This window comes from Marivibrio sp. (assembly GCF_040218065.1).
Classification (GTDB): Bacteria; Pseudomonadota; Alphaproteobacteria; order UBA8366; family Aestuariispiraceae; genus Marivibrio.
Window position 1 is genome coordinate 270,996 of sequence record NZ_JAVJQE010000013.1, and the last position, 14,523, is coordinate 285,518.

At 68.4% G+C, this 14,523-nt stretch carries 14 protein-coding genes; 10 read left to right on the forward strand and 4 right to left on the reverse strand.

Annotation, left to right across the window (positions count from 1 at the left end; all coding sequences use genetic code 11):
• Window positions 1-8: 8 nt before the first annotated feature.
• A complete protein-coding gene (locus RIB45_RS13180; protein ID WP_350050791.1) occupies window positions 9-416 on the reverse strand; it encodes an alpha/beta fold hydrolase in 408 nt (135 codons plus the stop codon).
• Window positions 413-982, reverse strand: coding sequence for an isochorismatase family protein (locus RIB45_RS13185; protein WP_350050792.1), 570 nt, complete (start codon window positions 980-982; stop codon window positions 413-415). The genes RIB45_RS13180 and RIB45_RS13185 overlap by 4 nt, the downstream gene beginning before the upstream one ends.
• Before the next feature lie 272 nt (window positions 983-1,254).
• Here RIB45_RS13185 and RIB45_RS13190 point away from each other — a divergent pair, with 272 nt between their 5' ends.
• The 10 genes from RIB45_RS13190 (at window position 1,255) to RIB45_RS13235 (ending at window position 10,366) form a co-directional block, all read left to right on the forward strand.
• Window positions 1,255-2,760, forward strand: a complete 1,506-nt coding sequence (locus RIB45_RS13190) for a DEAD/DEAH box helicase (protein WP_350050793.1) — start codon at window positions 1,255-1,257, stop codon at window positions 2,758-2,760.
• Between the two features lie 143 nt (window positions 2,761-2,903).
• A complete protein-coding gene (locus tag RIB45_RS13195; protein ID WP_350050795.1) occupies window positions 2,904-3,143 on the forward strand; it encodes an Lrp/AsnC ligand binding domain-containing protein in 240 nt (79 codons plus the stop codon).
• A gap of 48 nt (window positions 3,144-3,191) precedes the next feature.
• Window positions 3,192-3,743 (forward strand): protein phosphatase CheZ, encoded by a 552-nt coding sequence (locus RIB45_RS13200; protein WP_350050796.1) that lies wholly within the window; start codon window positions 3,192-3,194, stop codon window positions 3,741-3,743.
• Between the two features lie 108 nt (window positions 3,744-3,851).
• A complete protein-coding gene (locus RIB45_RS13205; protein ID WP_350050797.1) occupies window positions 3,852-4,715 on the forward strand; it encodes a C40 family peptidase in 864 nt (287 codons plus the stop codon).
• 8 nt (window positions 4,716-4,723) lie between these two features.
• Window positions 4,724-5,554: a sulfite exporter TauE/SafE family protein gene (locus RIB45_RS13210; RefSeq protein WP_350050798.1), complete on the forward strand. Its 831-nt coding sequence runs from the start codon at window positions 4,724-4,726 to the stop codon at window positions 5,552-5,554.
• Between the two features lie 11 nt (window positions 5,555-5,565).
• The gene (gene otnI / locus RIB45_RS13215; protein ID WP_350050799.1) at window positions 5,566-6,342 is read left to right on the forward strand and encodes a 2-oxo-tetronate isomerase; all 777 of its coding nucleotides are present in this window, start codon (window positions 5,566-5,568) and stop codon (window positions 6,340-6,342) included.
• Window positions 6,343-6,346: 4 nt separating this feature from the next.
• Complete coding sequence (locus tag RIB45_RS13220) at window positions 6,347-6,967, forward strand: HD family hydrolase (RefSeq protein WP_350050800.1); 621 nt, start codon at window positions 6,347-6,349, stop codon at window positions 6,965-6,967.
• An 89-nt stretch (window positions 6,968-7,056) separates the two neighbouring features.
• On the forward strand, window positions 7,057-7,338 hold the full coding sequence (locus RIB45_RS13225; RefSeq protein ID WP_350050801.1) for a hypothetical protein: 282 nt from the start codon (window positions 7,057-7,059) through the stop codon (window positions 7,336-7,338).
• A gap of 50 nt (window positions 7,339-7,388) precedes the next feature.
• The gene (gene ggt, locus RIB45_RS13230; RefSeq protein ID WP_350050803.1) at window positions 7,389-9,320 is read left to right on the forward strand and encodes a gamma-glutamyltransferase; all 1,932 of its coding nucleotides are present in this window, start codon (window positions 7,389-7,391) and stop codon (window positions 9,318-9,320) included.
• Between the two features lie 125 nt (window positions 9,321-9,445).
• Window positions 9,446-10,366, forward strand: coding sequence for a bifunctional 5,10-methylenetetrahydrofolate dehydrogenase/5,10-methenyltetrahydrofolate cyclohydrolase (locus RIB45_RS13235; protein WP_350050804.1), 921 nt, complete (start codon window positions 9,446-9,448; stop codon window positions 10,364-10,366).
• Between the two features lie 3 nt (window positions 10,367-10,369).
• On the opposite strand, the gene RIB45_RS13240 is transcribed toward RIB45_RS13235, so the two are convergent.
• Window positions 10,370-11,602 (reverse strand): pyridoxal-phosphate-dependent aminotransferase family protein, encoded by a 1,233-nt coding sequence (locus tag RIB45_RS13240; protein WP_350050806.1) that lies wholly within the window; start codon window positions 11,600-11,602, stop codon window positions 10,370-10,372.
• Between the two features lie 304 nt (window positions 11,603-11,906).
• Complete coding sequence (locus tag RIB45_RS13245; protein ID WP_350050808.1) at window positions 11,907-14,351, reverse strand: GcvT family protein; 2,445 nt, start codon at window positions 14,349-14,351, stop codon at window positions 11,907-11,909.
• Between the last annotated feature and the right edge of the window lie 172 nt (window positions 14,352-14,523).

Here is a 14,523-nt window from a genome sequence, read left to right on the forward strand (position 1 = left end):
AGCGCCGCCTACTCAAGCCGCTCGGGATGGATCAACTGCGGCAGCAGCCGCGGGGTGACGCCCCGGAACCGCCCCTGCTTCGACAAGGTCAACAGCGCACGGCGACGGCGCTTCGCCTCCGGCGAATCGGCGCAGGCCTGCGTATCCAGCAAGGCCAGGCGGGAGACCCGCTCCGGGGCCTTGGCCATGACCGCCAGCGCCACATAGCCCCCCATCGACAGACCGGCGAGCGCGAAGCGCGGAGGCGCGGCGGCCAACAATCGCTCCGCCATCGCGTCGACGTCGTCGTCCTGCAGCGTATCGGCGACCTGCATGTCCGCCAGATCCGCCAGATGCCGGATCTGGTGCGCGAAGAGCCCCTCGGTCAGCAGCAGGCCGGGGACGAGAACAAGCGGGACGCGCTCGACCGCCTTCATTTGATCAGATCGAGCAAGTCGCGGAACTCAGGCGTTGCGGCCTCGCCGATCCATTCGAACAGGACCATCTCAGCCGAGACGATCTGGACGCCCGTCTGGCGCATCCGCTCCACCCCCAACTCTTTATCGGACGCGCGCCGGCTGGCGAGCGCGTCCGCGACCACGGCCACCTGATAGCCGCGGGCCGTCAAGCCGAGCGCCGTCTGCAGCACGCAGACATGCGCCTCCGCGCCGGCCAGAACCAACAACGGCCGACGCAGGCGTTCCACCGCAGTTGCGATCGACGCTTCTGCAGCCGCGTTGAAATAGGTTTTCTCCAGCACCTCGTCGGGCTGCAGCGCCTCGCCCAGGCGGGGATCGGTGCGCCCGAGGCCTTTGGGATACTGCTCCGTCGCCAGCACGGGCACAGAGAGCCGACGCGCGGCCGCGAGCAGCCGCCCGGCGGTCGCCAGCGCCGCTTCCGAGCCCTCCAGCGCGGGCAACAGCCGCGCCTGCCAGTCGATCAACACGAGCGCCGAACGGTCGCGCGCGATCAGCATGGCCTCGTCCTCCAAAATCGGCCTCACCGCCGACGACTCTAGCCCTCGACGTGACCGCGCGGCAACGGCGCGTGGGGAAAAGGCGTTTCGCCCGGCGCGCGCGGATCAGCGGCGTTGACTTGGACCCTGCAACCCCTATAGTCCGCCGCGGTGCGCCGCCGGCCGCCGCCCTTCGCCGAAACCGCGGCCGGGCGGAGAAATTGACGGCCGGCCATCGGGTTCGAGGGGCGTTTCGCCGCCGCGCAAAGGCGCACGCGAACCGCCGCAGCCCGCAACGCTTAGGATTTAGCGCCGACTCCATGACGACTTTCGCCGACCTGGGACTGTCAGACAACGTCCTGCGCGCCGTGACCGACGCCGGTTACGAGCAGCCGACTCCAATTCAGGAGAAGGCGATCCCCCCCGTTCTGATGAACAAGGACATTCTGGGGTGCGCCCAGACGGGGACGGGAAAGACCGCGTCCTTCACCCTGCCGATGATCGACATTCTGAGTCAGGGGCGCGGCCGTGCGCGCATGCCTCGCTCGGTCATTCTCGAGCCGACGCGCGAACTGGCCGCTCAGGTTGCTGAGAATTTCGAGATCTACGGGAAGTACTGCAAACTGGAGATGGCGCTGCTGATCGGCGGCGTGAGCTTCTCCGAGCAGGAGGCCAAGATCACCCGCGGCGTCGACGTGCTGATCGCCACGCCCGGGCGCCTGATGGACCATTGCGAACGCGGCAAGGTCATCTTGACCGACGCCAAGCTGCTGGTGATCGACGAGGCGGACCGGATGCTCGACATGGGCTTCATTCCCGACGTCGAACACATCGTCTCTCTGATGCCGCGCATGCGTCAGACGCTGATGTTCTCGGCCACCATGCCGAAAGAGATCCGGCGCCTCGCCGACAAATTCCTCGACAGCCCGAAAGAGATCACCGTCGCCCCGCCGGCCACCACGGCCGATACGATCGACCAGAAGGCGATCCATGTGAGCCCGCGCAGCAAGCGCAAGACGCTGGTCGAGCAGCTGCGTAAAGAGGCCGTCACCAACGCGCTGATCTTCTGCAACCGCAAGCGCGACGTCGCGACGCTCTATCGCTCGCTTGAGAAGGACGGCTTTAGCGCGGGCGCGCTGCACGGCGATATGGACCAGTACAAGCGCATGGAGTGGCTGGCCAAGTTCCGCGACGGCGAGATCAACGTGCTGGTCTGCTCCGACGTGGCGGCGCGCGGGCTGGACATCCCGACCGTCAGCCACGTCTTCAACTACGACGTCCCCTCCCACTCGGAGGACTACGTCCACCGCGTGGGGCGCACGGGTCGCGCCGGGCGCAAAGGCGCCTCGATCACGCTGGTCACCGATCACGACGAGAAGCAAATGGCGGAGATCGAGAAGCTGATCGGACGCAAGATTCCGCGCGAAGGCGACGCGCCCAAGGACGAGGCCGCCGCGACGCCGGCCGAAGACGCGTCCGAAGCCGACGCCGCCGACGCGAAGCCGAAGAAGGCGCGCGCCAAGCGCTCCCGGGCGCGCAAGGCTGAGAGCAAACCGGCAGAGTCCGCGCGGGCCGAGGCCGCCTCCGCCGATCAGGCCCCGGCGGATCAGGCGTCCGCCGAGCCCGCCAATGACGAAGGGGCCGACGACGAGACCGCCCCTGCCGAAGCGTCGAAGCCCGCGCCGTCGAAGGGCCGCGCGCGCCAGGAGGACAGATCCAAGCGCAACCGCCGCGGCGAGCGTCAGCCCCGCGACGTGCGGCCCGAGGATCTGGACAAGCCCTTCGGCGAGACGGATTTGGTCCCCGCCTTCCTGTTGCGCGGCTGATCCCCGATTTCGGCGCCGCGATCCTTAATTCCGTCGAGTTCTATATCGAGTCCCGGAAATCACCTGCGCCTTGCCTCCCCCAATCTGGCGAGGCAGAGTTGCGGCGGGTCAGCCCATGCACACATCGGACAGGATCCGCCGCCATGCAGACGATCTTCATTCAGGTGAAATGCGAACTCGGCCGCGCCTACGAGGTCGCCGACGCGGCGATCCAGGAGGTCGAGCAGGTCTCGGAGGTGCATTCCACCTCGGGCCACTACGACCTGATGATGAAAGTCTATCTCGCGGAGGACGCGGATATCGGCCATTTCGTGACCGAGAACATCCAAACGCTGCCGGGCGTTAAGGATACTTTTACCATCATCGCCTTTAAAGCGTTCTGAGCCCTCTTCATTCCGGGGCCGCGCCCCAAACCGAGGTCCCGCTCAGAGATGCCCTCATCCGCCGCCGCGTCAGACGATCAATTGAAGGCCGAGGTCGTCAGCCTCGTCCAGTACATCCGCCGCTTCCGCGAAGAGATCGCCCAAATGGTCTCGCACGACGGCGAAAACACCCGCTTTCAGACAATGTCCGACCAGCTGGACGAGATCATGGCCGCGACCGAGCGCGCGACCCATTCGATCCTGGAGCGCATGGAGAATGTCGACGGACTGGTGGAGGAGGTGCGCGCGGCCGACGATCCGAAGGCGCGCGCCGCGCTCTGCGACAAACTGAACGAAGAGACCATGCAGGCTATGGAGGCCTGCACCTTTCAGGACATCACCGGCCAGCGCGTCACCAAGATCGTGCGCTCCATGAAGTTCGTCGAAGAACGGGTGAATTCGATGGTCGCCTTGTGGGGGGCGGAGGCCATCGAGGAGATGGCTCAGAAGTACAAATCCGAAGCCGACGCCAAGGACGCGGACGAGCAACTGCTGAACGGACCCGCCCTGCCGTCCGACGCGTCGATATCGCAGGACGAGATCGACAAGCTGTTCGACTGACCGGCGCCCGCCGGCCGCCGGCCGAAAGGGCGCGGGCGTTGCCAGGGGCCTCGCGCTCCCCTATCACTCTAGCGCTCTTTCATCCGCCGCACGGAGCGCGCTATAGCGATGGCCGATTCCCTCGACCCGCGTCTCAACGCCGTTCGCGACGACCTCGCCGACGCCCGCCTGAAGGGCCGCGTCGAGGCCGGGCGGTATGTCGAGGGCGAGACGGCGCAACTCACCGTCGGCGCGGCCGCTCTGCGCCGCCGACCGGCCGACGACGCGCCGCAGGACACCCAGTTGCTGTTCGGCGAGCGAGTGCGCGTCTTCGACCGGCGAGACGGCTGGGCGTGGGTCCAGGCCGAGCGCGACGGCTATGTCGGCTATTGCCGCGAGGATCGGCTGAGCGCGCCGGGACCCGAGGCGACGCACCGCGTCGCGGTGGTGCGCACTTTTCTTTACCCGGAGGCCAGCCTGAAGGCGCCGCCTCGCGATTTGCTCAGCCTAGAGAGCGCCGCAACCGTCGTCGCGACCGAAGGCCGCTGGGCCGAGCTGACGCCGGAGAGCGGCGGCGGGTTCGTTCACGCCGCCCATCTGGCGCCGTTGAGCCGCGTCGACGACGACCCGGCCGGCGTCGCCGAGCTGTTCCTGGAGACGCCCTATCTCTGGGGCGGGAAGACCAGCGTCGGACTGGACTGTTCGGGTCTGGTGCAATTGGCCTTTCAACGCTGCGGGATCGACTGCCCGCGCGACAGCGACATGCAGGAGGCCGCGCTGGGCCGCAGCGTCGACCCCGCCGCAGAAGCGCTGCGGCGCGGCGACGTCGTTTTCTGGCCGGGTCATGTCGGGATCATGGTTGATCCCGCGCGCATCGTGCACGCCAACGCGACCGACATGGCGACCCGCGTCTGGGATCTGGAGACGCTGGACGGTCACATCCAGCGGGCGGAGGGGAGTCGCCTGACAACCATCAAACGCGTGGAGTTCTGAGTAATCCGATGAATGCGGCGTTCGATCTGGCGACGCTCGCCCCGCTGGCGGCGGCGATGCTGGGGACCGGCGTGGCCGCCGGAATCATGGCGGGCCTGCTCGGGGTCGGCGGGGGCATCGTCATCGTACCCGTGCTGTTCCATATCTTGACCGGAATGGGGGTCGAGGAAGGCCTGCGGATGCATATGGCCGTCGGCACGTCGCTGGCGACGATCATCCCGACCTCGATCAGCTCGGCGCACTCCCACTGGAAGCGCGGCGGCGTCGACACGGCCCTGCTGAGAAGCTGGGGCGTCCCGATCTTTCTCGGCGTGCTGCTGGGCGCCGCGATCTCGCTGGTCGTCAGCGGTCAGGTGCTGACCGGCGTCTTCGCCGCGGTGGCGCTGGTCGTGGCCGCGAACATGGCGCTTCGCCCCGACGGGTGGACGGTGCGCGAAAGCCTGCCGACGGGCGCGGCCAAATACGGTCTCGGCGGGCTGATCGGGACCTTCTCGACGCTGATGGGCATCGGCGGGGGCACGCTGTCGGTGCCCATCTTGTCGGCGTGCAATTTCCCGATCCGACGCGCGGTCGGAACCGCCTCGGCGATCGGGCTGATCATCGCGGTTCCGGGGGCGGCCAGCTTCGTTTGGAACGGCTTGAACGCAGCCGATCTGCCGCCCTTTTCGCTCGGTTACGTCAATCTGCTAGGCTTCACCTTAATCGTGCCGGCGACCGTCTTGGCGGCGCCGCTGGGGGCGAAAATCGCGCACGCGATCCCGACGGGATTGTTGCGCAAGGCTTTCGCGCTCTTTCTTTTCGTGACCGCGCTGCGCATGATCTACGAACTCGCGGTCTGAACGAGGAACGGATGGTCAAGTTCGCCGCCAACCTGTCGACGCTCTTTACCGAACGCGACTTCCTGGATCGTTTCCAGGCGGCGGCCGACGCGGGTTTCAAGGGCGTCGAGATCCAATTTCCCTATGACCATCCGGCCGAGACGATCCGAGAGCGGCTGGACGCGACCGGCCTGTCGCTCGTTCTTTTCAACCTGCCGCCCGGCGATTGGGAAGACGGCGATCGGGGCCTCGGCGCCCTGCCCGGCCGAGAGAAGGAATTGGACGCCGGTCTCGACCGCGCGCTGGCCTATGCGCAGACCCTCGAGTGCGCGAAACTGCATGTCATGGCCGGGCTGGCGCCCCCGAATCTCGACAAGGCCGCCTATCTGAGCGCCTTCGGGGCCAACCTGCGCCGCCTTGCCCCCAAGGCGGAGGCCGCCGGCTGCACGCTGTTGCTGGAGCCGATCAACAGCCGCGACATGCCGGGCTACGTGCTCAGCCGCACCGAACAGGCGCTCTCTCTGATCCAGGCGATCGGCCGCGACAACATCCGCCTGCAGCTCGACCTCTATCACCGCCAGGTGATGCAGGGCGACCTGATCCGCACGATCGCACGCGCCGCGCCCTTCCTGGGTCACGTCCAGATCGCCGGCGCGCCCGACCGATCCGAGCCTGACCGAGGCGAGATCGCCTACGGCCCCGTCCTCGCCGCGCTCGACGAGGCAGGCTACGACGGCTGGATCGGGTGCGAGTATTTTCCGGCCGGCCGGACCGAAGAAGGCCTCGGCTGGATGACGGACTACGTCTGACCCGATGGCGGAACCGGCCGATCCGCCGCGCGCCTGGCAGCGCATGCTCTCGGGGCGACGGCTCGACCTCTTGAACCCCACGCCGATGGATGTGGAGATCGAGGACGTCGCCCACGGCTTGAGCCGGGTCGCGCGCTGGAACGGCCAGACGCATGGAGAATGGGCCTTCTCGGTCGCCCAGCATTCGGTCATGGTCGAGGCCTTGGCGGTGGAGGCGGATCCGGGCCTTAGTCCCGCCTGGCGGCTCGCCGCGCTGCTGCACGACGCCAGCGAGTACGTCGTGGGCGACATGATCTCTCCCTTCAAGGCGGCCGTCGGCTACGGCTACAAGGATCTGGAGCAGCGCCTGCAGCGCGCCGTTCACCTGCGCTTCGGGCTGCCCGCCGACCTGCCGGCGCGAGTGGAGGCTGCGATCAAGCGCGCCGACCGCAAGGGCGCCTCGCTGGAGGCCGTCCAGATCGCCGGCTTCAGCCCCGCGGAAGCCCGGCGCCTGTGGGGCGCGCCGCCCAAGGTGCGCATCGCCGGGCCGTTCGACGCGACGCCGCTGCCGCCGGACGCGGCCAAGGCGCTGTTCCTCAAGCGCTTCGGGGCGCTGAGCGCCGCCATGGGCCGGAAGGCGCCCTAGCCGGCGCCGCAGCGCGCGCCCTTGCGCCGAGCGCGCATCCGGCTACCATACCGCCAACGGACCGCCGCACGAGGGGATCGGAAGCAACGATGCGAGATCAGCCGCAAACGCGGGAGGCCGGCGGCTCGTCGCCGACTGGCGGCGGGTCGCGGCCGTCAAAGGCGCAGCTCGCCTATCTCCGTCGCGGCCTGGACCAGCCCGGCGGCAAGCTGCCGTTGTTCGACGCCTACGGTCAGCGCATCAATGAGCGAACAGTGCAAAGCTGCATCGAGCAAGGCTGGGCGACGCCTTGGTTCAACAATCCCTTGAAGCCGGACTGGCTGGTCTGCAAGCTGACGCCGTCGGGGCGCATCGCGGCCGAACGCGGGTAAGCGCCCTTCCCGTCCCGCCGTCCCCTTGAGCGTCGCGGAAGCGAGAGAGTATGACCGATCCGAAATGGACCGCGAAGACGGCGCTGGCGGCCGGCGTCGGCGCCGGGTTGCTGGGGGGCGCGGCGTTGCTCGGCGGATGGATGCTGGCCGCGCTTTTGGGCGGGATCTTCGGCGACCGCGAGGCTCAAGTCGCGGACGAGCGGCGCAGCAGCCGACTGCCGATCAGCCAAAGCCTGTTCTCCGAGGTGCAGGACAGCCTGCACGCCGCGCCCGCGCCCGCCTTCGCCGAGCGCTACATGGCCGCCGTCGCCCATCCGGCCGCCGCCCAGACCGCGGCGCGCGTCCTAGAGGACGGCGGCGCCGCGATCGACGCATTGATCGCCGCCCAAATGGTGCTCAATCTGGTGGAGCCGCAGAGTTCCGGGATCGGCGGCGGCGGCTTCCTCCTCTACTGGGACGCCGAAAGCGAGACGCTCACCACCTATGACGGGCGCGAAACGGCGCCGGCCGCGGCCGACGGCTCGCTGTTCTACGGGGCCGACGGCGAGCCGCACGGCTATTTCGACGCCTTGACCGGCGGCCGCTCGGTCGGCGCGCCGGGCCTGCTGCGTATGCTGGAGGCCGCGCACGGCGCGCACGGGAATAAAGACTTCGCCGCGTTGCTTGATCCCGCCGCCCGGATGGCGGAGCGGGGCTTTCCGGTCTCGCCCCGCCTCAATTCGCTGCTCGGCGCGGTCCCGACCATGAAGCGGCTGCCGTCGGCAGAGGCGTTCTTCTACGACGACGCCGGCGCGCCCTGGCCCGTCGGCCGCGTCCTGAAGAATCCCGCCTTCGCCGAGACCCTGCGCACGATCCAGACGGACGGCGTCGACGCCTTTTACGAAGGTCCGATCGCGGAGGCGATCGTCGCGGCCGTGCAGGAAAGCCCGATCAATCCCGGCGTGCTGAGCCTGGAGGATATGGCCGGTTACGAAGCCAAGGTGCGCCCCAACCTGTGCGCGCCCTACCGAATCTTTCAGGTCTGCGGCATGCCGCCGCCCTCATCCGGCGGCTTGACCGTGCTGCAGATCCTGAAATTGTTGGAAGGGCAGCGCATCGGCCTGTTCCCGCCGGTGCACGCCGAGAGCGTGCAGCGTTTCGCGGAGGCGATGAAGCTCGCGCACGCCGATCGGGATCGCTATATCGGCGACCCGGACTTCGCCGAGATTCCGGTCGCCGGGATGCTCGACCCCGACTATCTGGTCGAGCGCGCGACGCTGATGGACCTCTCCGACGGGCCCAAGCGCAAGGCCGCTTTCGGGCGTCCGCCCGGCGCGCCCGCCGGCCCCGATCCGCGATCCGACGACGGGGACGAGCCGCCCTCGACCACCCATCTTACGATCGTGGACGAAAGCGGCGACGTCGCGGTGATGACCAGCTCGATCGAATTCGCCTTCGGCAGCGGCCTGTTCGTCGGGGGCTTTCTGCTGAACAACCAACTGACCGATTTCGCCTGGCCCTCGACCCCGCGGCCGGAGAGCGGCGTTCACCCCAACGAAATGCAGGGCGGCAAGCGTCCGCGCAGCTCGATGAGTCCGACCCTGGTCTTCGGGCCGAACGGGTCCCCGCGGTTGGCCGTCGGCTCGCCGGGAGGCAGCCGCATCATCGGTTACACGGCGCAGGCCGTGCTCGGCGTTCTGGAGTGGGACCTGACGATCCAGGAGGCCGTGGAACTGCCCCACTACCTCAACCGAAACGGACCGCTGGAGTTGGAGGAAGGCACCGACGCCGCGACGCTGGCCGACGAAATGGCGGCGCGCGGCTATGAGGTGGAGGTCAAGTCGATGACCAGCGGCCTGCACGGGATCGAGATCATCGCCGGTCAGCTGATCGGCGGCGCGGACCCCCGCCGCGAAGGCCGTGCGATCGGGGAGCGTCAGCTGGACCCGCGCCTGTTCGGCGGCTTCGAGGCGATCATTCCCGACTACACCGCGCCCGAGTGAGCGCCGGCGCGACGCGCCGGCGCGTCGCCCAGAAGCCGAGGCCGGTCGCTTGCGGGCAGGGGCGCGGCGCCGCGAGCCGGTACCACACGCCGAATAGGAACCCGCAGACTGCAAGGGGAGAGAGCATGGGCGATCGCGATCTGCGCGGCAAACCGGTGGCCGAGCGCATCCTGGGCGAGGTGCGCGCGGAGGCCGAACGGCTGGCCGAGACCGGTTGGCGCCCGCGGCTCATGTCGATCACGGTCGGCGACGTCGCGGCCGTCGACGTCTATGTGCGCAACCAGAAGCGCGTCGCCGAGAAGGCCGGCGTCGCTTTCGAGGAGCGCGCCTTCCCGTCCGACGTCACCCAACGCGAGCTGGAGGCCGCGATCGAGACCATGAACGTCGACCCGCGGGTCACCGGGATCATCATCCAGCGCCCGGTCCCGCCGCAGATCTCCATCAAGGCGCTGCAGACCGCCGTCCACCCCTTCAAGGACGTGGAGGGGATGAACCCGACCTCGATCGGGAACATCGTCTATAACGAGCTGGATCTGGCGCCCTGCACCGCCGCCGCCTCGGTCGAGCTGTTGAAGCACACCGGCCTGCCGCTGGAAGGGCTCGAGGTCGTTGTCATCGGCCATTCCGAGATCGTCGGCAAACCGATCGCCTTCCTGGCGATGGCGGCCGGCGCGACGGTCACCGTCTGCCACCACATGACCCGCGCGGTCAGCGTCCATTCGCGGCGCGCCGACGCGATCTTCGTGGCCGTCGGCCGGCCGAAACTGGTGACCGGCGACATGATCAAGCCCGGCGCGGCCGTCATCGACATCGGCATCAACGCGGTGACAGACGCGGACGGCCGGGAGACGATCTGCGGCGACGTCGATTACGACAGCGCCGCCGAGGTCGCCGGCTGGATCACCCCCGTCCCCGGCGGCGTCGGCCCGGTGACGGTCGCGGTCCTGATGCGCAACACGATCACGGCCCTAAAGCGCCAGAAAGCGGCCTACGACGCGCAGTTCGGGCGCGGTCGGGTCGGAGCTGGTGAAGCGGCGGCCGAATAGCCCTCACGCCGCAGCCAGATAACGCTGGCGCAGGCCGCCGATCACGGCGTCCTTGTCGAACAGGCCCGGCGCCATCGCCAGGACGGCGTCGGCGAATTTGTCGGCGATCTCCTCGATCCGCTCGGCGGTCAGCTGGTTCAGGATGCCGATGCGGATCTGCACCGGCTCCGACAGGGTCGGCCAGATCGCGAAATTCTCGGCCCGGCAGCCCTGCACCAGCTCCTTCTCTCGGCCGGCCAGCGCGTCGGGCAGGTTGCAGACGATCAGGCTCGTCATGTTGGAGGTGACTTTGCAGCCCATCGCCTCCACCGCCTCACGCAGCACCCCTTCGTGGAAGGCGTAATCGGCCGCCTTGTTGGCGCGGCCGTAGGCCAAGCTCAAGCGCAGCGCCTCGTGGAAGGAGGCGACGGCGTAGCAGCTATGGGTCTGGTGGTAGACGGCCGCGTCCTGATCCGCGCCGTCGACGATCCCCCAATGGCGCGCCGCCAGGATCGGATGGTGGACGTAAGAGTAGCAGCCGCGCTTGGCGACCAGGTCGATGTACTCTTGCCGGAAGCTGACCGGCGCGTAGGTGAGCGGCAGGCCCAGGACGCCCTTCTGCGGGCAGGAGGCCCAGCCGACCACGGCCGGATAGTCGTCGATCGAGAAGTCGGCGACGCCCAGGCTGCTGACCGCGTCGATCAGGCCCATCGCGCCGTGCTTCGCGCAGGCGGCGTTGAAGCCGGCGAGATCGTTGATCCGGCCGCTCCCCGTCTCCCAATGGGACATGAAGGCCCACATCGGCTTGTGCTCGGCGAGCGCCGCCTCGACCATCTCGCCCGTCACGGAGGTCCCGTGCGGCACGTCGATCACCACGACGTTGGCGGGCGTCGGCTGGATCGGATCGGCGGCGAGATCGGCCGCCGTCGAGGCCTTGATGCGGATGGTCTGACAATCGATGCCGCTGAAGGTGCCGTTGTTGAAGGCGACGACCGTGTCGCCCGGCAGGATCGCGCCCTGCAGGCAATCCAGCCCGTTCCAGCCCGTGCCGGCGATCGCGTAGGTGTAGGTGTTGTCGGTGCCCCACATCTGGCGGAGCATCTGCTTGATCTCGCGCATGCCGCGGATCACGTCCGCCTGCATGTGGTCGGCGACGCCGGCCTGTGCGTAGGCCTGCAGCACGCGCGGGTCGGTGTTGCCCGGCCCCGGGCCGGCGGCGAGGGTCTCAGGAATCACGAGCGGCTGGAACTGGGTCATCGGGCGGCCTCCACAGGTTCGAACGGAACGCAAAAAGGTCGCGCCCGCACCCGTGCGGCCGCGCAATTTTCGACCATGAAATAGCCCGCCCGTGACGGAAAACAACGTCTCAAGGGAGACTTTTTATAGCGAAATTGCGGACTCAGCTCTCGCGCACCAACCCTCTCTTTCCGGAGAGATCGGCCGCGACAGCGGTCAGGTGCGGGGCGCTGCCCTCTCGATCGTCCTCGACCGTGCGGCGCGGCCCCTCACCCTCCCCCCTCTCTCCGAAGGAGATCGGGGTTTGTCGAGAGCGCGGCGCCCCCTACCCCCGCATCCGCTCCGCCTGCGGGTCGAACAGCGGTTCCGCCTGGATGGTCGCGGCGAGGCGGCGGCCCAGCAGTTCGATCTCGAAGGTCTCGCCGTCCTGGGCGAGGTCGGATGTGACGTAGCCCATGGCCACCGAGCGATCCGCGTGGTGGGCGTAGCCGCCGGAGGTGACCCAGCCGACGATGTCCTCGCCGCGCCAGATCGGCTCGTCGCCGAAGACGTCGCCGTCCTCCGCCTCGACGGTCATGGTGACGAGGCGGCGCTTCGGCCCCTCGGCCTTCTCCTTCGCCGCCGCCGCGCGGCCGATGAAGTCGTTCTTGGAGAGGTCGACGAAACGGTCCATCGCCGCCTCGAACGGGCCGTAGATCGGGCGGTATTCGCTCGCCCAGGAGCCGAAGCCCTTCTCCAGGCTCAGCGAGCGCAGCGCGCGCCCGCCGAACAGCGTGATGCCGTGCGGCGCGCCCGCCTCCATCAGCAGATCGAACAACTGCTGCTGGAATTCCGGCTTCACCCAGATCTCATAGCCGAGATCCCCGGTGAAGGTGACGCGGCCGACCATCGCGGGGATCACGCCCAGCTCCATCTCGCGGAAGTCCATGAAGCGGAAGCTCTCCTTGGAGACGTCGGCGTCGGTCACGGCCGCCAGCACGTCGCGCGCCTTCGGACCCGCGATCGAAAGGCCGACCAGATCCAGCCCGAGCGCGCGCAGCGAGACCCCGCTCTCCGGCAGGTGTTCCTGGAACCAGCGCATGTGATAGGTCTCGGCCGCGCCGGTGCCGAAGACATAGAACCGCTCCGGCCCCGCCTTGGCGACGGTGAAGTCGCCGATCAGCTTGCCCTTCTCGTTCAGCATCGGCGCGAGGCTGAGGCGCCCCTCCTTCGGGAGCTTGTTGGCGAGCAGGCGCGAGAGCCAGGCCTCCGCGTCCGGACCGGTCACCTCGTATTTCGCGAAGCTTGAGATCTCGGCCAACCCCACGCCCTCGCGCACCGCCTTGCACTCGGCCTTGACCGGCCCGAAGGCGTTGGAGCGCTTGAAGGTCACCTGCTCCACCGGCTCCGTCCCCTCGGGCGCGAACCACAGCGGCACCTCCAGGCCGAAGGACGCGCCGAAGACCGCCCCGCGCGCCTTGAGGCGCTCATAGATCGGCGTCTTGCGCAGCCCCCGGGCGGCGGGCAGCTCCTCGTTCGGATAGCGGATGCGGAAGCGGCGCGAGTAGTTCTCCCGCACCTTGGCCTGGGTGTAGGCCATCGTCGTCCAATCGCCGTAGCGCGCGACGTCCATACCCCAGACGTCGAAGCCGGGATCGCCTTCCGTGATCCAGTTGGCCAGCGTCAGACCCACGCCGCCGCCCTGGCTCAACCCCGCCATCACGCCGCAGGCGACCCAGTAGTTCTTCAGGCCGCGGATCGGTCCGACCAGGGGGTTGCCGTCGGGCGCGAAGGTGAAGGGGCCGTTGATGATCTGCTTGATGCCGGCGGTCTGGAAGGCGGGGAAATGCTCGAACCCGACCTCCAGCGACGGCGCAATTCGATCCAAATCCGGCTGGAGGAGCTCGTGGCCGAACGCCCACGGCGTCTCCTTGACCGACCAGGGCTCGCCCGCGCGCTCGTAGGTGCCCATCAGCATGCCGCCGCGCTCCTGACGCATGTAGATCTCGCCTTCGAAATCGACGGCGTGCAGCACCTCCTTGCCGGTGGTCTCGTTGATCTCGGCGACCTCGGGCATGTCTTCGGTGAGGAGATACATATGCTCCATCGCCAGGATCGGCAGCTCGAGGCCCACCATGCGCCCGCATTCCCGCGCCCACAGACCGCCGGCGTTGACCACATGCTCGGCGTGGATGGTCCCCTCCTCGGTCACCACGTCCCAGCTGCCGTCCGGGCGGTGCTGCAGGTCGACGACGCGGTTGCGCAAATAGATCTCGGCCCCCTGGACCCGCGCCGCCTTGGCGTAGGCGTAGGTCGTGCCGGACGGATCGAGGTGGCCTTCCAGCGGGCTGTACATCGCGCCCTTGAAGTGCTTCGGGTCCATCAGCGGGAACAACTCGGCCGCCTCTTGCGGCGAGATCATCTCGCAGTCGATGCCGAGCAGCTTCTCCTTCGCGCGCATCATCTTGAGGAAGTCGACGCGGTCCTCGGTGCCGGCCAGCAGCACGCCCCCGGTCAGGTGGAAGCCGCAGGACTGGCCCGAGATTTCCTCGATCTCCTTGTAGAGGCCGATCGTGTACTGCTGCAGCTTGGCGACGTTGGGATCGCCGTTGATGGTGTGGAACCCGCCGGCCGCATGCCAGGTGGAGCCGGAGGTCAGCTCCGAACGCTCGATCAGCACCACGTCCTTCCAGCCGGCCTTGGTCAGATGGTACAGCACGCTGCACCCGACCACGCCGCCGCCGATCACCGCCACCTGCACGTCGCTCTTCATCGCCGCTTCGTCCTTCACGCGTCATAAGCCTTGAACGGGGACGGCCGGTCGTCGCCCCCTAGGGCCGCACAGTCTCACCCACGGCCCCGAACCAAGGCGCTGCGTGCGACGCCAATTGCTCCGTTTTCGCCGGCGGCGTCGGTCCTGGAACATCGCAGGCGTCGATCGCCGCCGCGGGCGCCGCTCCTAG

Excerpts from the sequence above, each read along its gene's own strand:
- RIB45_RS13180 (WP_350050791.1), bottom strand. The coding sequence starts at position 416 with ATGAAGGCGGTCGAGCGCGTCCCGCTTGTTCTCGTCCCCGGCCTGCTG.
- RIB45_RS13190 (WP_350050793.1), top strand. The coding sequence starts at position 1,255 with ATGACGACTTTCGCCGACCTGGGACTGTCAGACAACGTCCTGCGCGCC.
- RIB45_RS13195 (WP_350050795.1), top strand. The coding sequence starts at position 2,904 with ATGCAGACGATCTTCATTCAGGTGAAATGCGAACTCGGCCGCGCCTAC.
- RIB45_RS13200 (WP_350050796.1), top strand. The coding sequence starts at position 3,192 with ATGCCCTCATCCGCCGCCGCGTCAGACGATCAATTGAAGGCCGAGGTC.
- RIB45_RS13205 (WP_350050797.1), top strand. The coding sequence starts at position 3,852 with ATGGCCGATTCCCTCGACCCGCGTCTCAACGCCGTTCGCGACGACCTC.
- RIB45_RS13210 (WP_350050798.1), top strand. The coding sequence starts at position 4,724 with ATGAATGCGGCGTTCGATCTGGCGACGCTCGCCCCGCTGGCGGCGGCG.
- otnI (WP_350050799.1), top strand. The coding sequence starts at position 5,566 with ATGGTCAAGTTCGCCGCCAACCTGTCGACGCTCTTTACCGAACGCGAC.
- RIB45_RS13220 (WP_350050800.1), top strand. The coding sequence starts at position 6,347 with ATGGCGGAACCGGCCGATCCGCCGCGCGCCTGGCAGCGCATGCTCTCG.
- RIB45_RS13225 (WP_350050801.1), top strand. The coding sequence starts at position 7,057 with ATGCGAGATCAGCCGCAAACGCGGGAGGCCGGCGGCTCGTCGCCGACT.
- ggt (WP_350050803.1), top strand. The coding sequence starts at position 7,389 with ATGACCGATCCGAAATGGACCGCGAAGACGGCGCTGGCGGCCGGCGTC.
- RIB45_RS13235 (WP_350050804.1), top strand. The coding sequence starts at position 9,446 with ATGGGCGATCGCGATCTGCGCGGCAAACCGGTGGCCGAGCGCATCCTG.
- RIB45_RS13240 (WP_350050806.1), bottom strand. The coding sequence starts at position 11,602 with ATGACCCAGTTCCAGCCGCTCGTGATTCCTGAGACCCTCGCCGCCGGC.